Source organism: Paenibacillus sp. JNUCC 35 (assembly GCF_058269095.1).
The window spans coordinates 4,452,210-4,471,726 of record NZ_CM177771.1; the positions used below are offsets into that span (position 1 = coordinate 4,452,210).

Annotated in this window: 22 protein-coding genes and 1 tRNA gene; 9 read left to right on the forward strand and 14 right to left on the reverse strand. The window is 55.6% G+C overall.

The window, feature by feature from the left end; all coding sequences use genetic code 11:
* Positions 1-205 precede the first annotated feature (205 nt).
* The 3 genes from AC2TF6_RS20040 to AC2TF6_RS20050 all read left to right on the forward strand — a co-directional run bounded on the left by AC2TF6_RS20040 (position 206) and on the right by AC2TF6_RS20050 (position 4,500).
* Complete coding sequence (locus AC2TF6_RS20040; RefSeq protein WP_491308196.1) at positions 206-2,005, forward strand: DEAD/DEAH box helicase; 1,800 nt, start codon at positions 206-208, stop codon at positions 2,003-2,005.
* Entirely contained in the window at positions 1,986-3,308 is a 1,323-nt protein-coding gene (locus tag AC2TF6_RS20045) for a YqhG family protein (RefSeq protein WP_491308197.1), read from the forward strand. The genes AC2TF6_RS20040 and AC2TF6_RS20045 overlap by 20 nt, the downstream gene beginning before the upstream one ends.
* Positions 3,309-3,423: 115 nt before the next feature.
* Positions 3,424-4,500, forward strand: coding sequence for a hypothetical protein (locus AC2TF6_RS20050; RefSeq protein ID WP_491308198.1), 1,077 nt, complete (start codon positions 3,424-3,426; stop codon positions 4,498-4,500).
* A 105-nt stretch (positions 4,501-4,605) separates the two neighbouring features.
* On the opposite strand, the gene AC2TF6_RS20055 is transcribed toward AC2TF6_RS20050, so the two are convergent.
* Positions 4,606-4,806 carry a YqzE family protein gene (locus AC2TF6_RS20055; RefSeq protein WP_491308199.1) on the reverse strand — a complete coding sequence of 67 codons (201 nt, stop codon included), beginning with the start codon at positions 4,804-4,806 and terminating at the stop codon, positions 4,606-4,608.
* Between the two features lie 281 nt (positions 4,807-5,087).
* Between AC2TF6_RS20055 and AC2TF6_RS20060 the strand changes: the two genes are divergently transcribed.
* Complete coding sequence (locus tag AC2TF6_RS20060) at positions 5,088-5,498, forward strand: YjdF family protein (RefSeq protein ID WP_491308200.1); 411 nt, start codon at positions 5,088-5,090, stop codon at positions 5,496-5,498.
* A 75-nt stretch (positions 5,499-5,573) separates the two neighbouring features.
* Here AC2TF6_RS20060 and AC2TF6_RS20065 read toward each other — a convergent pair whose 3' ends face one another.
* The 5 genes from AC2TF6_RS20065 to AC2TF6_RS20085 form a co-directional block, all read right to left on the reverse strand.
* The gene (locus AC2TF6_RS20065; protein WP_009674792.1) at positions 5,574-6,227 is read right to left on the reverse strand and encodes a Bax inhibitor-1/YccA family protein; all 654 of its coding nucleotides are present in this window, start codon (positions 6,225-6,227) and stop codon (positions 5,574-5,576) included.
* 168 nt (positions 6,228-6,395) lie between these two features.
* Positions 6,396-6,479: transfer RNA gene (locus AC2TF6_RS20070), tRNA-Leu, on the reverse strand.
* 162 nt (positions 6,480-6,641) lie between these two features.
* Positions 6,642-7,328: a YidC/Oxa1 family membrane protein insertase gene (locus AC2TF6_RS20075; protein ID WP_491308201.1), complete on the reverse strand. Its 687-nt coding sequence runs from the start codon at positions 7,326-7,328 to the stop codon at positions 6,642-6,644.
* 602 nt (positions 7,329-7,930) lie between these two features.
* Positions 7,931-8,905, reverse strand: coding sequence for an adenosylcobinamide amidohydrolase (locus AC2TF6_RS20080; RefSeq protein WP_491308202.1), 975 nt, complete (start codon positions 8,903-8,905; stop codon positions 7,931-7,933).
* Between the two features lie 4 nt (positions 8,906-8,909).
* Positions 8,910-9,158 (reverse strand): hypothetical protein, encoded by a 249-nt coding sequence (locus AC2TF6_RS20085; protein WP_491308203.1) that lies wholly within the window; start codon positions 9,156-9,158, stop codon positions 8,910-8,912.
* A gap of 288 nt (positions 9,159-9,446) precedes the next feature.
* Between AC2TF6_RS20085 and AC2TF6_RS20090 the strand changes: the two genes are divergently transcribed.
* On the forward strand, positions 9,447-9,758 hold the full coding sequence (locus tag AC2TF6_RS20090) for a hypothetical protein (RefSeq protein ID WP_009674764.1): 312 nt from the start codon (positions 9,447-9,449) through the stop codon (positions 9,756-9,758).
* A gap of 48 nt (positions 9,759-9,806) precedes the next feature.
* Here AC2TF6_RS20090 and AC2TF6_RS20095 read toward each other — a convergent pair whose 3' ends face one another.
* Together AC2TF6_RS20095 and AC2TF6_RS20100 are read right to left on the reverse strand one after the other, a co-directional pair.
* Positions 9,807-10,133, reverse strand: a complete 327-nt coding sequence (locus AC2TF6_RS20095) for a hypothetical protein (protein WP_009674785.1) — start codon at positions 10,131-10,133, stop codon at positions 9,807-9,809.
* 99 nt (positions 10,134-10,232) lie between these two features.
* Complete coding sequence (locus tag AC2TF6_RS20100) at positions 10,233-10,805, reverse strand: xanthine phosphoribosyltransferase (RefSeq protein WP_491308204.1); 573 nt, start codon at positions 10,803-10,805, stop codon at positions 10,233-10,235.
* Between the two features lie 343 nt (positions 10,806-11,148).
* On the opposite strand from AC2TF6_RS20100, the gene AC2TF6_RS20105 reads away from it, so the two are divergent.
* Positions 11,149-11,805, forward strand: coding sequence for a hypothetical protein (locus tag AC2TF6_RS20105; RefSeq protein ID WP_491308205.1), 657 nt, complete (start codon positions 11,149-11,151; stop codon positions 11,803-11,805).
* Positions 11,806-11,856: 51 nt separating this feature from the next.
* Here the strand turns inward: AC2TF6_RS20105 and AC2TF6_RS20110 are convergent, their stop codons facing one another.
* On the reverse strand, positions 11,857-12,468 hold the full coding sequence (locus AC2TF6_RS20110; RefSeq protein ID WP_491308206.1) for a DedA family protein: 612 nt from the start codon (positions 12,466-12,468) through the stop codon (positions 11,857-11,859).
* Between the two features lie 109 nt (positions 12,469-12,577).
* On the opposite strand from AC2TF6_RS20110, the gene AC2TF6_RS20115 reads away from it, so the two are divergent.
* On the forward strand, positions 12,578-13,618 hold the full coding sequence (locus AC2TF6_RS20115; RefSeq protein WP_491308207.1) for a YkvI family membrane protein: 1,041 nt from the start codon (positions 12,578-12,580) through the stop codon (positions 13,616-13,618).
* Here AC2TF6_RS20115 and AC2TF6_RS20120 read toward each other — a convergent pair.
* From AC2TF6_RS20120 to AC2TF6_RS20140, 5 genes are all read right to left on the reverse strand, one after another.
* Entirely contained in the window at positions 13,556-13,972 is a 417-nt protein-coding gene (locus AC2TF6_RS20120) for a hypothetical protein (protein WP_491308208.1), read from the reverse strand. The genes AC2TF6_RS20115 and AC2TF6_RS20120 overlap by 63 nt on opposite strands.
* A 33-nt stretch (positions 13,973-14,005) precedes the next feature.
* Positions 14,006-14,533, reverse strand: a complete 528-nt coding sequence (locus AC2TF6_RS20125) for a hypothetical protein (protein ID WP_491308209.1) — start codon at positions 14,531-14,533, stop codon at positions 14,006-14,008.
* Positions 14,534-14,736: 203 nt separating this feature from the next.
* The gene (locus AC2TF6_RS20130; RefSeq protein ID WP_491308210.1) at positions 14,737-15,711 is read right to left on the reverse strand and encodes an ROK family protein; all 975 of its coding nucleotides are present in this window, start codon (positions 15,709-15,711) and stop codon (positions 14,737-14,739) included.
* 18 nt (positions 15,712-15,729) lie between these two features.
* Positions 15,730-16,518 carry a DeoR/GlpR family DNA-binding transcription regulator gene (locus tag AC2TF6_RS20135; protein ID WP_009674761.1) on the reverse strand — a complete coding sequence of 263 codons (789 nt, stop codon included), beginning with the start codon at positions 16,516-16,518 and terminating at the stop codon, positions 15,730-15,732.
* Between the two features lie 24 nt (positions 16,519-16,542).
* A complete protein-coding gene (locus tag AC2TF6_RS20140) occupies positions 16,543-17,601 on the reverse strand; it encodes an SIS domain-containing protein (RefSeq protein ID WP_491308211.1) in 1,059 nt (352 codons plus the stop codon).
* A gap of 90 nt (positions 17,602-17,691) precedes the next feature.
* Between AC2TF6_RS20140 and fba the strand changes: the two genes are divergently transcribed.
* Both fba and pfkB read left to right on the forward strand, forming a co-directional pair.
* On the forward strand, positions 17,692-18,561 hold the full coding sequence (gene fba, locus AC2TF6_RS20145; protein WP_009674758.1) for a class II fructose-1,6-bisphosphate aldolase: 870 nt from the start codon (positions 17,692-17,694) through the stop codon (positions 18,559-18,561).
* A gap of 25 nt (positions 18,562-18,586) precedes the next feature.
* Entirely contained in the window at positions 18,587-19,516 is a 930-nt protein-coding gene (pfkB, locus tag AC2TF6_RS20150) for a 1-phosphofructokinase (protein WP_491308212.1), read from the forward strand.
* Position 19,517 lies beyond the last annotated feature (1 nt).

Consider the following 19,517-nt stretch of genomic DNA (forward strand, 5'->3'; position numbering starts at 1 on the left):
GGATGTCTGTGGCGGCACAAGCCGAAGAAATCCCGGCAATGCGGCCGCGTTATGAAACCTCCTTCTTTGGATCATACTAGTTACAAAGTTGCAGATTGCATACGGCTGACCGCTCATAACGGCAGCAGCAAGCGGATGACGGGCAGACGGGTCGGGAAACGGCGCCCGGGATACGGCCCATTTTCGAGAAGGAGGCAGAGCCTAGATGAACAACCAGACAACGGAGCACATCCGCCCGATTCATGAAGGGCTGAGCATGCATACGGATCGGGAATGGTTTCTGGACTGGGAGTCGCGTGTCGTCCGTAACGGCCCCTGGGATAATTGGACCTTGTACCAGCTTGCTTACGAGGCGGAAAAGTCGAGCCTGATCCACTCCTTCGACGAGCTTCTGTGCCTGAAGCATGTGAACGGAATCGAGCCCATGAGCCATCAGATCGATACGGCCAAGAAAGTGCTGTACGACATGCGCGGGCGGGCTATTCTGGCCGATGAAGTCGGACTCGGCAAAACGATCGAAGCCGGACTTATTTTAAAAGAATATATGATCCGCGGACTTGTACGCAAAGCGCTCATTCTGGTACCCGCTTCGCTTGTCCTGCAGTGGGTCCGGGAGTTGAATCAGAAATTCGGGATCGCGGCAGCCGCCCAGAAAAAATCGTACATGTGGCAGACGTGCGACGTGATTGTCGCTTCCATGGACACCGCCAAGCGGGACCCGCACCGGGAGATCGTGCTCGGTCTGGATTACGACATGCTTATCGTGGACGAAGCCCATAAACTCAAAAACAAAAAAACAACGAATTACCAGTTCGTCGGAGAGCTGCGTAAAAAATATTGCCTGCTGCTTACCGCTACGCCCGTACAGAACGATCTTAAAGAACTGTACAATCTGATTAATCTTCTGAAGCCGGGGCAGCTCGGGGCGCAGACGAATTTTCAAGCCAACTTTGTTATGGCCAAAAGAATGCCGAAAAACGAAGGCGTTCTCCAACAGGAGCTTTCCAAAATTATGATCCGCAACCGGCGCGGCGACGGAAATGTCGAGTTCAAGAAACGAATCGTGAAAAATATCACGCTTACGCTTTCTGCCGAGGAACAGGCGCTTTACGATGGCGTCACGAATTTTATCCGCAGCCAGTATGAACAAAATCAGGACCAACCGAGCAATACGCTGGCGCTTGTCACCCTTCAAAGAGAAGTGTGCAGCTCCCGGGACGCCGTTTTTATAACCTTAGTCAACATGTTCAAAAAGACGGAAGAAAACTCTCCGGTCCGGGCCAAAATATGGGAGCTGGTCGAGCGAATCCGCAGCATCCAGGCTAACACAAAAGCAGAAACCGTATTGAATCTGATCCGGGAGATTGATGATAAAGTCATCATATTCACCGAATACCGGGCGTCCCAGGAATATTTGCTGAACTATTTAAGAGAGAACAAAATTACGGCCGTCCCCTATCGCGGGGGAATGAACCGGGGCAAAAAAGATTGGATGATGGACCTCTTCCGTACCCGCGCCCAAGTGCTTGTCGCAACCGAAGCCGGCGGAGAGGGAATCAATCTCCAGTTCTGCCATCATATGATCAATTTCGATTTGCCCTGGAATCCCATGCGGGTGGAGCAGCGAATCGGGCGGGTGCACCGGCTGGGCCAGACGGACGACGTAAGAATCTACAATCTCTCTACCCGCAATACGATCGAAGAGCATATTTTGAACCTGCTGCACGAAAAAATAAACATGTTCGAGCTGGTCATCGGCGAACTCGATTCGATTCTGGAACGTCTGGAAAAAAAATCGACCTCGCTGGAAAGCTCCCTATTCAAAATGATGATGGAATCTCGTTCCGATGAAGACATCCGCCGTCAGATCGACCGGCTCGGGGATTCGCTTACCGGCATCCGGGAGGAGCTTGAACCGGAAAACGAAAGGAAAGCCAAAATCGGTTCCATACTCAGCGCCATCGGGCAGAATGTCGGGGTGAACCATGAATACCGCCCAGGTTGAACGCTTTGTTATGCGGTTTCTGGAAGCGTACAACTGCCGCATTATCGAAAAAACGAAGCACGCCGTCATCGTGAACCTCTCTCCGGAGGCGGATAAAGAACTCACCGGGCGCTCCTACTATTGGAGCTTCGTTGAGCGCACCGGAGTCGAACCCGAAACGATGACCTACCGTTTCGTTTTCGATCCGGAAGGGGACGCGGCAGCCGCGGCGGCGGCTCGTCCCGTACCGGCCGGGCCGCTTAACGGGCCGCTGGGGGCCGCTTCCACAGCGCCCGGGCCTCAGCCTGCCGCTGTGGAGCGCCGGGCGCAAGGTGCCGCCGGGCCGGGTAATGCCCCCCCGGGCGGCAGCGCGGCAGTCACGGCCGGGCCGGGGGCGCCTGCCGGTGCCGTCTCCGCGGCCTCTGGCGCTGCGGGCGGCGGTGGCCAGGCGGCCGGCGGCGGCACTGTTCCCGCGGGCAGCAGCGGGACACTGAGCCCGCAGGGCACGCTCGCGGCAGGCGCAGCAGGGCCGGGGGCTCAGGCGGGTCCGGCGGCGGTCACCACGGAGCCGGGAGCTTCTTCCGGCCACGGCCAGGTAAACGCCGTCCACGCCGGAAGCGGCGGAAGTCCGCCCGAAGCGATCCGCTCCGCGGACAGCATCCTCGGGCGGTACTTCGGCACGGCCCCCGCTCCGCCGGTCGGCCGCGTCCCCCGCGACGAGGTTACCTTCGGCAGCCGCCGCCTGCAGCAGCTCTTCGCGACGGCCTTGAACAACGGCCGGTTTACCCGGCTGTTCGAGGCTCCGCCGCAAGCAACCGGCAGTTCTCTGCCGGAGCGCTCCGCTCCCCTCACCTACTGCAGCTGGATGAATGTGAACTACAAGGTGGAGTATGCCTGCGATATGAAACGCAGCGAGGTTCATTCCTTGGCCATTCAAATGACGACGGGAGAAATCCGCGAAGAGTTTCATCCCTCCATGCTGACGAGGAAGCTCGCACCGAAACTGCCGGCCAACATTCATCTGCTCGGCGATAATTTGACCCTTTCGAGGGCCGCCTCGATCCTGGAAGATTACCTGGAGCAGAAAATCCGCCGCACCGACCACCGCTGGGCGGACCGTGCCAACCAGGTGCTGGCCGAGGAGCATCAGCTCGTCCGCTTGTATTACGAAGGCATGCTCGCGGCAGCCGAACCGGAAGCCCGCGAAGAGCTGGAGACCCGCTATGCGGCCCGGCAGGCGGAGGTAGACTGGCAATACCGGCCGAGAGTGCATGTATCCGTCATCAATTGCGGATTATTTCATTTAAGGGCGGACGAAAGGTGAAGATGCGACGAAAGTCGCTAAAAGTTCCTATGGGCCGGCCTACACGTTCTAACAAACTTTTTGCAAGGATTCCCTTACACTAGATTTATAGAATGAACGGCAGGCAGGTGAACAAATGAACCGCACAGCTGTATGGACGGCAGCGCTACTGGCGCTCGTTGTCTGGCTCGCTGCCGGGCCCCCTTCGTTCTCGCAGGGTGAACAACTCTTCTCTCAAGAAGCTCAAGAGTCCCTTCCCGGCTCGGCAACACGCATGAAGCAGGAAACCGGACGAGCGTCTTTGGATAAAAGGTACACGATCCTTCCCGGAATCAGACCCGCCGAGGTTCTGGCGGATTTCACGGCAAATGAACCGTCAGATACTCCCGGAGCGTCCAACACCGGTACCGTACTGAACGAACACATCGTACGTTGGATCGACAGTCTTGCCGGCCGGAAAGGTTTCGAAGGCTGGAACCGCGCCAAGTGGACGGTCGCTCCTCTCGGGCCGGGTACCCACGGCTGGATCGTCCTGCTGACGGATAACGGTCGCGAGACAGGCTATCTGATCGTGTCCGCCGCCGAAAACGGCACCCTGCAGCTCATCGAATACGGAACAGGCGAACATCCCCTGTTCAGCACCCGAACGCTGCACCGAACCTTGGTGCAGCACGCCATCATTCCTGCATCCATGTCCTATCAAGCTTGGCTGGACTCCGCGGAAACAAGGCTGCGCCGTCTTTATACGGATGCCTTCCATGCGGTTTGGACCGTTCCCGCCGGGAACAATCGTATTCTCGTCGATGCCAAAACCGGTGAAATCCGGACCTTTCAAAATTATTCGCCCGCAAGTGATTCAAGTTTGCTCGGGCTGCATGGCGCAGCCTTTGAACATACACCCGGAACGCCGCTTGAGGTCATGCCGTCCGATCCTTATGAAGAGATAGCCTGGCTGACCCGAAAAGCGCTCCCTATCCGTTCCTATGAAGAATTGACGCCCTACCTTGCGGCCGGCAAGTCCCTGACTTTCGTCTGTGAATGTTTCGGGGGCAGACTTACGCTGCCGCTTCCCGTAACCGGCGCTCTGCGCTGGACCGGCGGCGCCGCTTTTATCGCCTTCGAGCAGGAAGGCAGACGCTTTGTTCTCCTGGACGAAGCGGTTTCGCTCGGACAGTTTTACCCGACTGACGGTATCTCCTCCTCTTTCCCATAGAAAAGCTTCCCCGGGTCCCGGAACGGTTTACCGTTTCCGCCGTGAACCTGAGGAAGCTTCTTTTTTTGACCAATCGCTTCAATTTCCGCCTTGCGAGTTAAACATTCAGTCTTTGCTCCGGCGCCTTACGGCCTTTATGATCATGGAGATGGACAGGGGAATCATCCCGAACCAGTGGACCGACCAGCTTTCTCTGGTTTCTTTGTGCCTGACGCGTGCTTCCTTTCGTACTTGTCTTGGAGTTTCTATATAGTGAACCACTTGTTCCGTTATATATTTCACGAGCTCTTCTCCGCCTTTTGCCATTTGTCAGCCCTTCCTTTCCGCATTAAGAACGCAATTTCTTTAACATTAGTATTTCCCGGACCATCCTTTCGTAAAACGGAACATGCGCGCACATTCCCGATCATGACTCTTTCCAATCGCCCCCTCCCCTCCTATAATGAAAAGTGGAGCGTAAAATCACAGTCCGGTTGGTAGTCCGGATGCATGCTTTAGATTTAAGCCTGATTAAATCTGTTAACATGTCGTAGCCTTCCCCCTCGGGATGTCCGGCGCTCTGTTTACTTAAACGGAGGGGAAAAAACATGAAATTAACGGTTTTTTACAACGGGCAGTACTGGATTGGAATTGCGGAGGACGAAAGAAGCGGCAGCCTGCTTGCAGCCAGGCACATATTCGGAACGGAGCCCCTTGACGGGGAAGTGCTGGACTTTGTTCTGCACGATCTGCTCCGCTTGCTTGAAAGTGTCGGCAAAGGCGTTCGTGCCGTTCCCGCAGTTGAACGGAAAATAAATCCGAAACGGCTTGCGCGGCTGGCTTCCAGAGAGCTAGCGCAAAAGGGCCCTTCCACGATGGCCCAGGCAGCCATCCGGGCGGATCTCGAATACCGCAAGAAAGTGCGGACAACGTTATCCAGGGAAGAGCGCGAGGCAGACGCGGCCCGCAAGCGCGAGATTGCCCGTCAGAAAGCCAAAGACAAACACCGCGGCCGCTGAAATGGCGCACAAAAAAACCGACTGACGCTTCAGGGCGTCAGCCGGTTTTTTGATCATCCTGTAAGTCGGGCTGCATCAATCGCGGCTGATGCCGACAATCGAAGCGATAAAGCGCAGAATATACAGGAAAAGGTTAATAAAGTCGAGATACAAATTCATTGCGGCGAGCGGCACTTCTTCCGCTGCCACGCCTTCGCGGTATTGAGCGACATCATAGAGCACCCAGCCGCTGAAGATCAGAATGCCGCCAACGGACAAGAGCAGATTCAGCGTCGAACCGAAGTTGACGAACAGAGATAGCACGCCCATCAGCACGAGGCCGATCGTTGCCGCGAACAGGAAGCCTCCCAGGAAACTAAAGTCCTTCTCGGAACGGGCCGCGTACCAGGCAAGTCCCCCGAATATAACGGCTGTAGCCAGAAATGCCCCGGACACGAGGTTGGCACCGATTATCGAACCGTACGACATAATAACCGGGTACATGGTTACGCCCGAGATAGCCGTAAAGGCGTACAGGAACCCGTAGCCGATGTTTTTGCCCCGCATTCGGACTACAATGGCCGCCACGATCATTACGAGCTCAACGACAATAAACAGCGGGATGATCGACGGCGGTACAATCATGGCACCCACCAGCATGCCTACGAACGAGATCAGCAGAGAAAGCGCAAATGTCCGCAAGATGTGAGAAAGCGATCCTTGGTGGGAATACGTCATTGTTCTTTCCAAATTACAACACACTCCTTTTTGATACTACCCATTTTCCACTTATTTATAAATGGTTATACGAAAAAGGCCAGGCATTCGTTTCATTTTTAAAGAAGGATTTTTTAATGAAAAACAAAAAAGCCACCTGCTCCGGTTGACCGGTAGCCAGTGGCTTTCCTGTGTTGCTGATGCGGTCGAGAGGACTCGAACCTCCACGGCTGTTACACCACTAGAACCTGAATCTAGCGCGTCTGCCAATTCCGCCACGACCGCGTGCTTTGTAAGAACGAGATTAAATATATCATGTGGCAAGACGTTTGTCAAACATATTTTTAATCTTTTTTTGAGACGCGCCATATCCATACATTTGAGCCAAAATAAGACAAAAGAAAGCCGTAACGGCTTTCCCTTGCCTTATCTGGACTGAACGCGTTTCTAATCCTTTACCGGTTCCGGGACCGGAATTCCTTTGTGAAGCAGTTTTTGACCGTATGACGAGCGGAAGAATAAACGTTCCAGTATCGTAACGATACCGCTTCCTGCCCAGTAAAGAACAAGCGCAGCCGGAGAGCGCCATATCACCGTCAACGAAACGGCCATGATGGCAAGCGGCATTCCCACCCTGAGCAGCGTGGGCTGCGACGCCGCCGGATCGGGAACGAGGCTGATCAGCATTCCGAGCCATCCTATAATGCCATACAACACAGGCAGTGCGTGCGCCGGATCGGGAACGCCCAGCGACTGCATCCATGGGATTAGCATGGAGGTCATCTGAGCGCCGTGCAGAGAAAAATACGGATAAAGGCTCATAAAAATCGGCATCTGGATCAGTCCCGCCGCAAACGCGAGCCCAGGTTTGATGCCGTAGCGGGAATACAGCCGGAGCATCTCCTCGCCCAGCTTGCCGGACTGGTTCGCATACTGCTCCCGGAGCTGCCGGATGGCCGGCTGCATACGAATCTGTCTCACTTGCTGCCGGGCACTAAGCAGATTTACGCGGAATAGAAGGCTGCGCACAAGCAGGGCAAGCAGCAGGATGGCCAGCCCCCAATCATTCGTAAAGGCGGCTACTACGTTCAGAATACGGTCCAGCAAAGAGATAAAGGGTTGTAAAAGTGACATAAAGGATTCCTCCCGTTTTTTGATAGCGGCAATACCGACAATAACCTGTATCGCGTTAAACGGGAGGAATCCGGTTCATCGGAATGATGATCGCTCCTGACGGGAACTTTTCGCCGGATTCTGAAAATACCGAATCCGATGAGCCGGATAAGAACCGGCGAACCGCTTTTGTCCGAAGTGACCGGGGGAACGGGAAATTCCACGGCGTTGAGAGGGGTCAGCAAAATCCATTCGCCCAGCCACCAGCACGTAAAACCGAGCGCCAAAAATAGCACCGGTATATCCAAACTCCACTCCATGGCAATCCCCCCTCTCCTTCATGATGATACGGCTGGGTTCTTCCGGGGTTTCATAAAAATCCGGGCGGATTCACTACAAGGCGTTCAAGCTTATTCCATGCTTATTCCAACGTTTTCTCTATCATGATCGCACAAAAAGAAACAGCGCCATCCTATAGGAAGGAGGCGCTGCGCTGTTATGAAGAGGCGTACCATACGAACCGCCACACCGAGGGGTGATGTGTACTGTGAAGGACCTACAGGTCACCGCCGTTATAAGAAACCGGGCCATGCGCTGGCAGCTGTGTACACCGGTGTCTCACCTTACGGGAGCGCCAGGGCCTTCTTGTAAGCCAGGCCGGACTGCATGGCGGCTTCATAAACGGACCGGCCGATCATATGGCCGAGGTAAGTGGCCGTTCCGGCGTAGCGGTGGAGCCGGCCTCTCTGCGTGGAAGCGATCAGCACGGCGTCCGTCGTCGTGCCCGTCGCCCCGCTGCCGTCTTCCAGCGCTACGCCGAGGTCCTGCAATGCCGCCGCCTTCGCCTCGGTGGCGGTAATGACGGCGTTGACCATGGCTTCATCGGTCAACTCGCCCTCTACGGCCACGATAATATTAATCGTGCCGGGAAAAAGCGCCGAAGCCGGAAGCCCGCGTCCGGCACGCGCCTTGTTGGAATAGCCGACGGTGACCCAGGCGCTGACGGCTATTCCGGTGTCCGCCGCGAAAGCGGCAGTGGCAGAGGGCTCGGCCGCGCCGATGCCGTTCACGGGATTCGCCGAATCCCTGTCTGCTGCTGCGGAGAGGCTTGCTTTCTCTGTCCCTCGAGTGTCCGGTCTTCCGTCAAATGCTTCAAAAAAGCTTTGCGCTTCCCGATCGGCTTCGGAGGAAACATCCAACTTACTGTCAGACGTATCGAGAAAGCTTCGCGCAGCTTGGTCGTCGGCTCCTACCGGCACGTGGGCGGGAGCGTCCAGGCGAAGATGACTTTCGCCAAGGCCGCTCATATGTACGGAGGTCAGCAGGCAGGCCGTTTCCTCCCTGTTCAGACCTGCCGCCTCCAGGAACCCGTTCATTTCCGTCACCGGATCTCCGCAGGCATACGTTTTGTCTACCTTCCGGTTGATGATCGTCCGGTGATAACCGAAACCGCCGCCCCACGGCGCGGAGCTTAACGTCCTCAGAGGAAACGGAGCTTCCAGCAGCAGATAGCTCCCTACCGCGCCTTCTTTCACGGCTGCGGTAATTGCTGCAGCCGGGCGGCTTACCGTCTGAATGAGCGTTTCTTGAGTGTTCAACGGATCAGGCCTCCTCGCCCTCGCTAGTTTCCCTTGGCAGCGTATATTCAGCGGGACGGCTCTCCGTATACGGCTGATAAACATACTTTCTGTCCAGCTGCACCAGCTTCCGGCTGCGTTTACGAATAGCGACGGACGACTCGTTCCATGCCACCACGTAGCCTCTTATATCGTTGTGCGGATCCGCATCCCTGACGATTCTAAGCAGGGTGCCGTCAATCCGGTATCGGTCTAACTGCTCGTCGCTGATCATGACAAGCCCTCCTTTTGCTCCAAAACATTTCCTGGGCAATTGTATCTATTGGTTCTTCGGCCCGCTTGCCTGCAAGGCAAAACCGGCATCCCTACTAGCATACACAAAACACGGCGGCAAGCCAAGAGAGCCCGAAGAGCGGACGGAATACGGCTGATTCATTTTTTTCGGGCACCGGGTAATAAAATCTGCGGACTGCGGGAGTTTTAGAAGCCGGCTAGTTGGGCAATCCTTTTAAGAGAAAGGGTACAACCTGCGGTCAGGCTTATAAGAAGGGAGCGAAGAGCGATGGACGGCAAAAAAACTTTTTACGTCAGCGTAGGTTCCAAACAAATCGTCGACGAAGCGGACGAGATCAACTTCGATTTCGAAATTAAGGCAACGGATGAGGAAATCGACAAACTGGCCGAGCTTTTCGAGGTTATAGACGAGTCGGACGAGCAGACACATTTCCGGGCTCTCCTGCCTTTTAAGGAATATCACAAGGACAAAGAAAACGACGCCTACGACTATGATCTCAAACAGATTTATCAGACGCTTTACAATCTGGGGACGGAAGAGACCCGCAAACATATCGAAGAAATGAATGTGCTGAATTAAAAAAAGACCTGCCGGGAAGCCCGGCAGGTCTTGCTTATGAGGAACACATCAGCCGACGTGTTCTTTGGAATCCGTATTTTCAAACCAGCAATCCAACACTTTGCTCGACATAACGCGTTTCTTGATATAATCGACCTGCTGAACCGTAAACTGGGACTCCCATGGAACGGAAAGTTCCGTGAAGAATTTGACCACCGTAAGAAGTTCAGACCATGCCACGTATCGTTTATACCAGAAAAATTGAGGGTGTTCAATCATATACGGGTACAAATCATCAAACTCGGTGTGTTTGCAGTCTAGGGCGCGTTCGAAATGGTTCTTCGCTTCGGACAGCTTCTCCAGCAAATATTCAGCTGGAATTTGCTCATTTCCCATAGCGATCCCTCCTCTCCAGTTACCTTCCTCTATTATATCGAATTTACCCCGTCCAGGAAAGTATTGAAGCAGAATGAAAATGTTTTCATAAAATAACGGTTAATCGGCGAACACGATGTGTCCTTGTTCGAGAGACGTTATCGTCACGAGGGACTCCGTACGGATTCCCTGCTCCCGGATCGCCCGGCCTCCGGCTTGAAACGCCTTCTCTACGGCGATCCCGACGCCGACCAGTTCGGCTCCCGCGCGTTCGACGATCCGGATCAGCCCTCTGGCCGCGTCGCCGTTGGCAATAATGTCGTCTATGATTAAAATCCGGTCGTTTGCGGTTATATATTGGGAAGAAACCATAATATCCGTCACGATTCCTTTGGTGAAGGACGGTACACGTTCGCAATAGGTATCCTCGCCCATGGTCACCGACTTTTTACGTCTCGCGAAAATAAACGGGACGCCCAGCTCGCTTGCGACGGCAAAAGAGAGCGGAATTCCGGACGATTCGACAGTCAGCACTTTGGTAGGTGAGCTTTCTACAAAACGCCGGGCGAATTCCCTGCCCATTTCCATAATCAATGCAGGGTCAACTTGATGATTCAAGATGGCATCCAATTTAACGACTTGGTCGGAAACGACGCTTCCGGCTTCTAAGATACGTTGTTTCAACAGTTCCATAGCTTCTCCTCCACCTTTGAATATGTGTTAACGTACCACAAGCCAAACATAGGTTTCAAGTCCCATTTTGCGCCTTAGGCCCTTTCTCCCGGAACTTTTCGGCCCTTTTACGAGTCTGTATAAATAACAGGCATTTAATGCCGCCCTCTTTGCCGGCGGCAAAGCAAGAAAAGACGGCTTAAGCCGTGCAAGGCAGATGACGGAGCCGTATGAACGAACGCCAGTCTCTAATTTCACCCCATCCAGGCTAATATGAAATTTGAACGAACCGTCCCCAGGGCTTATGATAAGGAATGTCGCTTCGCGTCCGAAACCGGAGCGGCAGAAGAAAGGAACGATTGCAATGAAGAACAAACTCCGCAGAGCAGCGATGATCGGTCTTCTGATCTCCGTTCTGCCGGCGGCGGCAGGCTGTGAAGCTGTACATACGTTTTGGGGGAAAGAAACTGCCGGTCCCTCCGCAAATCAGGCAGAATCTAACGGAAACGCGCAGCCTTCGCCTTCCGGTGCAGCCGGGCAGACACCGGCTCCCGATCGTTCGGCCGCCGTTTCTTCCAACGAAAATACGGAAGGGCCGGTCAAAGCCAAGCCCGTGGTGACTCCGGAGAACACATACCGGGTCAACAATCCGACCTTGATGGGCGTCACGCTGGGCACGCCTAAAGACGAGGTGCTGAATCTCTTCGGAAAAGCGAAGAACATGTTCGTCATGGACGAGGATCCCCAGTCCGTCACGGTATACGAATACGGGTCTTTCTCCGTCGGCTTCAACGTGTTCGACCGCCTCGAATTCGTCCAGATCCAATCGGCCGATATCGATCCGGGCCTTGGCGGGCTGCGTCTCGGACAAACCGCCGACGATGCCGGGGACGTTCTGGGCAAGCCGAACAACCGTACGGATTACGTGCTGACCTACAAAGCCCAGAATACCGTATTGAAGCTGGACCTTGATCCCGACAATCAAACGATTCAATCCATCAAATTGTTCCCGGCCAGCTAAACGCCGGTATACGGACAGTTAAAAACCCGCAGCCCTAGGGCTTGCGGGTTTTTAACTGTTCTTTTTTCTTTTTCTGCGAACCAGATAGAAAATAAGAAAACCGACTGCGGCGGCAACGGCGAGCCACATGATGCTGATGCCGAGGTAAGTGTGAAAACCGTGCAGAACCGCTTCAAAATTGGCCCCGATGAAATGTCCGAGCGAAAGAAACGTACAGCACCACAGCAGAGCGCCCGATCCGGCAAAAAGCAGATAGCGCCAAAGGGAAATCCCGCTGACTCCGGCCAGATAACAGGTGAAATGTCTGAGTCCCGGAACGAAATACCCGAAAAAGACAGCCCACATGCCGTATTTCTGAAACCACAGCTCCGTGCGGGTGATGCGCTCCTGTTTGATGCGGACCCACTTTCCTATTTTGTAAAGGAAGGGCTTGCCGAGCCGAAGTCCGACCGTGTAGGAAATCAGCATCCCCGTCATCGTTCCCAGATAGGAGACGATAAGTGAATGCGTAAAATTCAACGGACCGGTGTCCATCGTAAGCGAGCCGACAAACGTCATCAGCGTCTCATCGGGGATCGGCAGGCCGACAATGCCGGCGGCAAGCAAAGCGTAAAGAGCCGTATACCCGTAATTGGAAATCAGCTCAAATATCGTTTCTTTCACTACATAACACTCCTAACGGGGTTGTTCCTGCGCGTTTCTTATGTTGCTGTCATGCCCGTCCGGTCCGAAACATACCTTGTACTAGTACGAAACGTGAAGGGTGAGAAGAATGGCTTCTAAAACATGGACGCAAACCGCACAGGTTGCTTTTACGTATGTCGGGACGGTCGTGGGAGCGGGCTTTGCGTCGGGTCAGGAGATCCTGCAGTTTTTTACCCGCTACGGCGCGGCGGCTTCCTTAACCATCGCGCTCGCGAGCGTCTTGTTTGTATGGCTCGGCATCAAAATGATGCTCATGGCGCACGATGTCCGGGCGGAGTCGTACGAAGATTTGAATATCGCTTTATTCGGCCCGAAAATCGGCAGATGGATCTCTCTGTTCACTTTGTTCGTTCTTTTCGGCATCTCTTCGGTCATGCTCGCCGGCGGAGGAACGGTTTTCTCCGAGCACTTGTCTCTGCCCTTCCAGAGCGGACTGCTCGTCACCGCTGTCCTGTCCTATGCCGTAATTACACGCGGCATCGGTGCGATTATGGCGGTGAACACGGTCGTCGTGCCGGTAATGGCCACGTTCAGTCTTATTCTGGTGATTTACACGAATAAGCTTCCCACTTCGCAGGCATGGCTGACCCTCGGTACCGACCATTCGCCGCTCAGCGTCTGGACCGCGCCCCTGCTCTACGTCGGCTTCAACCTGGCCACCGCCCAAGCGGTTCTCGTTCCGCTCGGCGCCCAGATCAAAGACCGGCGCGTACTTTTCCGGGGCGCACTGCTGGGCGGGCTCGGAATCGGCCTTCTGCTATTCGCCGCGCACTATGCGCTGAGCGCACAGATGCCGGGAATCCGCCAGTTCGGCATTCCGATGGCCCGGATTATGGACGGGATGGGAACCGTCATCCCTTTTGTGTATCTGCTTGTCATCTATGGAGAAATCTTTACGACCTATCTTTCCAATACATATGGGCTGACTCTTCAGCTGCAGCAGCGGACGGGCCTCGGCCGCAGGACCGTTCTTCTCCTGCTTATCGCGCTCAGCTATATCGTCAGCCTGATCGGCTTTAAGCCGCTTCTGTCGGCGCTTTATCCGTTATTCGGCCTTGTCAGCTCGGTGTGGCTGGCCGTGATGATGTGGAGAAATCGCTCCGCCTGAGGAACGCCACGCCCGGACCGTCAAAAGCAGACGGTTGAAGCTCATCAGCATACCCAGAAATACAAATAAAAATCCGCAAAGCAAATAACCGATGTGATAATCGGGAAAAGCTTTCGCATCACGCAGCACCGCAACAAGATCGGCAAGAAGCATGATGATTCCGATCGCCATGAGAGCAAACTGCGCATAGTCAAGCGGAGTAATCCGCTGCAAAAATTTTGCCGCATGCTGTTCGGGAACAGCGCCTCGCATGTCCCCTTTCCACATCCGGTGCAGGATCCAGGCGGTATAAGCGGAAGCGGCGGTTACAAGAAGCCCGAAAAAGGCTGTGAATACGGCCAGAATTGTAAACAATTGAATTGAAATCCTCTCCCTTGCGTAAGGCTGTCAGCCGAATGTTAAAAGCCTGGACACGACCCAGAGGGTACACGCCGCTGCCGCGGCAGGCAGTACCCAGGTTATCATTGTCGCCGCCCGCCAACCGGGCAGCGGAGTTGATCGCCACAGCAGCTCCATAAGGCGGCTGCTCTCCCCGGAAATGGGTCTCGCTTTCTCTTCCAGATTCGTCCGAACGGCAGCGTCTGACGGGTCTGGGGCCCGATTCGCGCTTTCGCCGGAAACAGCCGCAGGAGAAGGATTGCTTGGATGTTCTATATACTCAGACGATTTTGCGGCCTCCATCCCTTCAACCTGCCGGGATCGGGAGGACCGGGAGGACGCACGCTCGGCCTCTGTCTTCGCTTTTTCTCGTTCCGATGCAGATTTTTTCGATTTGACAGGCTCCCGCTTCGGTTCCGGAAGCTTCTCGTCCTGCGCGGGGTCCTTCGCTTTTGCCGTGCGGATACGGCCTTTGCGGCGCCCCACTTGATAGGTAATTTCCCGGTCTCCGGGTTTTGCCGGTTTTTTCTCAGACAAATGTCTGTCCCCCCAGTTCCTGTAGAACCTCTTTTGTCCCCGGTCTTCTATTAGACGACTGTTGCGTCGGACAAGTTGTGCTTTACAGCCAAAAAAAAGACCTTTCCGTCCAATTCGACATAGGGAAAGGTCTTTCCTGTTTTTTACATGCAAAAATAATGACTTTATACCTAGATAAGCCTAGAAAGGTTTCGAAAAAAAGCTTATACGATCCCGGCCGCGCGGTTTGCGGCGAATGCCGCGCTGCCGATTACGCCGCCGTCGTCGATAAGGGTGCCGGGGTGGATGGTGAGGCGCTCCCAGTATCCTTTGTAAACCGACTTCTGCAGTTCTTCGCGCATAGGCTTGAACAGCCGCTCGCCGGCCAGGGAGGCTCCGCCGCCGATAATCAGCGCGTCCGGGCTGTACATGGTTACGGCATACGAAAGCCCGCGGCCCAGCAGCTTGCCCGTATGGTTCATGACTTCGATCGCCAGCCGGTCGCCTTCGTCATACGCGCGGGAAACATCCGCCGCCGTAATGGAAGCTGCCTCTTCTCCGGGGAACCACTGACCCAGGATGCTCTCGCATCCTGCCGCAAGCGCTTCCTTGACCTGGCGAACGATCCCCGTCGCGGATGCGATCGTTTCGAGACAGCCGACGAGTCCGCAGCCGCATGGCGTCGTTTCCGCATCGTCGACGCGGATATGACCGATTTCGCCGGCCATGAAGCCGCCGCCGTAATACAGCTGGCCGTTATTGACCAGTCCGGCCGACATGCCGGTCCCGAGCGTAATCCCGAGCACATGCTCGTACCCGCGGCCCGGTCCCTTCATGGCTTCGCCGTAGACGTACATACGGACGTCGTTGTCGATGAAGACCGGTACGCCCAGTCTTGCTCCGAGCTGGTCGGATACCGGCACCTCGTTCCAGCGGAGGTTGCTGGCGAACACGCACACTCCGCGAACCGGATCGATAAAGCCCGGCGTTCCGATTCCTACCGCTTTCAGCTGCCCGGGCGCAATATTCTGCTCCCGGAGCATCGTTTCCACCATAACCGCAATCTTTTCCAGCACATAGTCGCTGCCTTTGGCCGCTTCCGTAGGCTGTTTGCTTTTGACCAGGACATTGAATTCCTCATCCAACAACCCGCATACAATATTCGTTCCTCCGAGATCCACGCCGACGAAAAAGCTCATTCCCGTCCGTCCTTTCCCTTATGCGTTCGCATACAAAGTGGTAATGCCGTGCTGCTCAAGAACCTTCTCCATGTCGGGTTCCAACCTCGCGTCTGTCACACACACGTTTACGTCCGCAAGCGGAGCTATGGAGAACAAGGAGGCTTTCCCCACCTTGGTATGGTCAAACACTGCTATCGTATGCTGGGTGCGGCTTATCAACAGACGGGCGGTCTGGGCTTCGAGCTCCGAAAACGTCGTGATGCCTTTGTCCGCGGAAACGCCGTCCACTCCGAGAAAGAGCTTCTCGATGTTGAGATGCTCGATCGTCTTCTCGGCCAGCGGCCCGCTGAGCTCGAAGCTCTTGCTGCGCATGACGCCGCCGACGACGACCACCTGCAGGCCTTCGCTGTCGGCCAGTTCCATGGCGATATTCACGGCATTGGTCACAACCGTAATCCCCTGGCGCTGCTTCAGTTCGCGGGCGATGAGGAAGGTTGTCGTGCCGCCCGTCAGGCAGACACTGTCCCCTTCCTCGATAAGGCCGGCCGCCCTGCGGGCGATCGCTTCCTTCTCCAGCCAGAGCTGCTGCTTCTTCTCGGCGAACGAGGTTTCGCGGACAGCCGTGAGGCCTTCGAACAGGGCCCCGCCGATGGTGCGGACAACCTCGCCTTTTTTCTCCAGAAGGTCCAAATCGCGTCTTGCCGTCGCTTCCGAACATTGAAAATGCTCGATGATCTCCCCAATGGTTATGCGCCCCTGCTGCTTGAGGATCGTCATAATCTGCTGGCGCCTGAGATCTCCTTTGGAAGGAGTCGTGTCATTCATTTCAACTTTCACTCCGTCACAAGGTTAAATTTCGACAAACTGAGTCAGGTTGCGCGGATCGTCCGGATTCAGCCCGCGCTTCATCGCGCTGTAATAGCCGTTGTACTGGACAGCGGGCAAATACAATACGCTGCGCGCTTCATCGCTGAGCGCGGCTCCGCCGAGTTCCAGAACCAGATCCGCAAACTCCGTGTCTTCCCCGCGCTCCGCGGTCAGAAGCAGAATCGTCGCTCCGTATTCCTTCAGCTCTCTGGCTACCTTCAGCTCATAATCGCGAGCGGACTGCGAAAGCAGGAAGCAGACAAGCGTACCCGAGTCGACGATGGATTTGGGACCGTGTCTGAACTCAAGCGTGCCGTACGCTTCCGTCCACGTATACGTCATTTCCTTCAGCTTGAGGCAGGCTTCCAGCGCCAAGCCTCCGAGTGCGCCGAGTCCGAGATAGACCGTTTTGTTGAAGTTGTGCGCCGACACCCATTCTTTGATGCTCGTATCCGAGGCTTTGACCAGTTCTTCGTCTAATTCTAACACAGTTTTAAGCTCTTGTAAGTATGCCTCGCCGCCCGCCGCCATGGCGATTGCGGCCTGCATCATAAAGGTCATGGAGCTGAGCGATTTGCTCATCACTGTGCTCTTCTCTTTGCCGAGCGGCGAAAGCAGGCATTCCGTCATCCCGAACAATTTGCTCGTCTCGTGGCAGGTGATGCCGCACGTATCAATATGAGCCGCATTCTTGACGGAATCAAGCGCAAGAAGCACCTCATGGGATTCGCCCGAACGCGACACGCCTACAATCAGAAGCTTCTTCCCTCTCGGGAGAGTGGCGTCTCGCAGCAGGAAAATATCGGAGGAAGGCTGCGCGGATGCGCTGCGTCCGGTCCATTTGCGGAACGTCGCCGCCATCGTGATCGACTGGTAGTAGGAAGAGCCCGATCCGATAAAAACGACTTCCTCGTATTGATCGTTTCCTATATAACGGTTCACCCAGTCGGACTGCTTCTGAAGCTGGTCCCATGCGGCCTGCAAAGCGGCGGGCTGAGCACTGATTTCGGTATACGTTAATTGGCCTTGAACGTTTGACATCTTCTAATTTCCTCCCTTATAATCAACTTAATGACATTATAAATCATTATTTTGATCGTTTCAATCATTTTATACGAGGGGGTTTTTCAAATGGCTCATTTGATTTCTTCTACACACCTGCTTCAAGCGGCCCGTCAGAACGGCTACGGCATCACGGCATTTAACGTGCATACGCTGGAAATGCTGCAAGCCGTCGTCGAGGCGGCCGAGGAGCTTCAGGCTCCGCTGATTCTGCAAACTACCGTCGGAACGGTGAAACACCTGGGACCCGACTATATCGTTGCGGCCGCAGCCGCTGCCGCCAAACGGTCTTCCGTCCCGATCGCGCTTCATCTTGATCATTGCACGGATTACGAGCTTATCGTACAATGCATCCGGGAAGGCTATACATCGGTCATGATTGACGCTTCCATGCATCCGTTCGAAGAGAACGTCCGGCAGACGCAGGAAGTCGTGAAAGTCGCCCGTGCTGCCGGCGTGAACGTGGAAGCTGAACTCGGCAAGGTCGGCGGCGTCGAAGACGACATCGTCGTAGCCGACGAAGATGCGCTCCTCGCCGATCCCGACGAATGCGTCCGCTTCGTGGAGCTTACCGGCGTGCCGACGCTTGCCCCGGCCATCGGAACGGCTCACGGCATTTACAAGGGCGAACCGAAAATCGCTTTCGGCAAGTTGGAAGAAATCTACCGCAAAGTGAGCCTCCCCCTTGTTCTGCACGGCGGCTCCGGCATACCGGAAGAACAGGTCAAACGCTGCGTATCGCTCGGCATGGCCAAGATGAATGTCGCCACGGAGCTGCGCATCGCCTTCTCCGATGCCATCAAGAAAGTGTTCCAAGCGAACCCGGATGAAAACGACCCGCGCAAATATATGGTTCCGGCCAAAGCCGCCGTTAAAGAGCTGGCCCAGGCGAAAATGCGGCTTACCGGCTGCGTAGGCCGCGCCAAAGATTTCATTTAATTTCAGTCAAGACAGGAGAACCCGGATGATTACCACCGTGACCCTCAATGCGGCAATCGACAAAACCTACCGCGTAAAAAGCTTCGAAATGGACCGGGTTTCCCGCGTAACGGACATGATCGCCGTACCCGGCGGCAAAGGGATTAATGTCGCCCGGGTGGCCCGTCTGCTCGGCGAGCCCGTTACGGCCGCCGGCTTCGTGGCGGGCTTCAACGGACAGTTTATCCGCAGCGGTCTGGACACGGAGGGCATTCCCCATGACTTCACGGAAGTCCCGGGAGAATCCCGCCTCTGCCTGACCGTTCTGGATGCGGACAACGGCACGCAGACGGAGCTGCTGGAGCCCGGACCCGCCATCGCGGAAAACTCCCTTCTTACCCTGAAGGAGAAGGTGAAGGCACTCGCGGGCAGGTCCACGCATGTGTGCTTCTCCGGCAGCCTGCCGCTCGGCTGCCCTCCCTCGCTCTATGCGGAGCTGATCACGCTCGCAAGAGAAGCCGGCGCCGAGGCCGTCCTGGACGCGAGCGGCGACGCTCTGGCTGCCGGGCTCGAAGCGAAGCCTCTGCTCATTAAGCCCAATGAGCATGAAATCGTGCGCCTGCTCGGCAGGCCCGCTTCCTCCGACGACGATCTGGCCGCCTGCATCCGGGAACTGATGCAGCGCGGAATCCGGCACGTCGTCGTCTCGCTCGGCGCGCGCGGAGCCCTCGCGGGCAGCAGCGGCCGCGTGCGGCGGGTCGCCATCCCGGCGATCCGGGCCGTGAACCCGGTCGGCAGCGGCGACGCGATGGTGGCCGGCATAGTCACGGCTCTTCGCCGGGGAAGCAGTGACGAGGACGCGGCCCGCTTCGGCGCGGCATGCGGAAGCGCCAACGCTCTGCAGATGCAGGCGGGGGTCGTCACCGCTGAAGATGTCGAGCGGATCTTCCGTTCCGTCACGGTGACGGATTACTGAC

Bases quoted from the DNA above. Each gene is read 5' to 3' on its own strand.
- AC2TF6_RS20050 (WP_491308198.1), top strand. From the start codon at position 3,424: ATGAACCGCACAGCTGTATGGACGGCAGCGCTACTGGCGCTCGTTGTC.
- AC2TF6_RS20130 (WP_491308210.1), bottom strand. From the start codon at position 15,711: ATGAGCTTTTTCGTCGGCGTGGATCTCGGAGGAACGAATATTGTATGC.
- AC2TF6_RS20140 (WP_491308211.1), bottom strand. From the start codon at position 17,601: ATGTCAAACGTTCAAGGCCAATTAACGTATACCGAAATCAGTGCTCAG.
- AC2TF6_RS20135 (WP_009674761.1), bottom strand. From the start codon at position 16,518: ATGAATGACACGACTCCTTCCAAAGGAGATCTCAGGCGCCAGCAGATT.
- AC2TF6_RS20105 (WP_491308205.1), top strand. From the start codon at position 11,149: ATGAAGAACAAACTCCGCAGAGCAGCGATGATCGGTCTTCTGATCTCC.
- fba (WP_009674758.1), top strand. From the start codon at position 17,692: ATGGCTCATTTGATTTCTTCTACACACCTGCTTCAAGCGGCCCGTCAG.
- AC2TF6_RS20075 (WP_491308201.1), bottom strand. From the start codon at position 7,328: ATGTCACTTTTACAACCCTTTATCTCTTTGCTGGACCGTATTCTGAAC.
- AC2TF6_RS20090 (WP_009674764.1), top strand. From the start codon at position 9,447: ATGGACGGCAAAAAAACTTTTTACGTCAGCGTAGGTTCCAAACAAATC.
- AC2TF6_RS20045 (WP_491308197.1), top strand. From the start codon at position 1,986: ATGAATACCGCCCAGGTTGAACGCTTTGTTATGCGGTTTCTGGAAGCG.
- AC2TF6_RS20115 (WP_491308207.1), top strand. From the start codon at position 12,578: ATGGCTTCTAAAACATGGACGCAAACCGCACAGGTTGCTTTTACGTAT.
- AC2TF6_RS20100 (WP_491308204.1), bottom strand. From the start codon at position 10,805: ATGGAACTGTTGAAACAACGTATCTTAGAAGCCGGAAGCGTCGTTTCC.
- AC2TF6_RS20060 (WP_491308200.1), top strand. From the start codon at position 5,088: ATGAAATTAACGGTTTTTTACAACGGGCAGTACTGGATTGGAATTGCG.
- AC2TF6_RS20095 (WP_009674785.1), bottom strand. From the start codon at position 10,133: ATGGGAAATGAGCAAATTCCAGCTGAATATTTGCTGGAGAAGCTGTCC.
- AC2TF6_RS20040 (WP_491308196.1), top strand. From the start codon at position 206: ATGAACAACCAGACAACGGAGCACATCCGCCCGATTCATGAAGGGCTG.
- AC2TF6_RS20085 (WP_491308203.1), bottom strand. From the start codon at position 9,158: ATGATCAGCGACGAGCAGTTAGACCGATACCGGATTGACGGCACCCTG.
- AC2TF6_RS20055 (WP_491308199.1), bottom strand. From the start codon at position 4,806: ATGGCAAAAGGCGGAGAAGAGCTCGTGAAATATATAACGGAACAAGTG.
- pfkB (WP_491308212.1), top strand. From the start codon at position 18,587: ATGATTACCACCGTGACCCTCAATGCGGCAATCGACAAAACCTACCGC.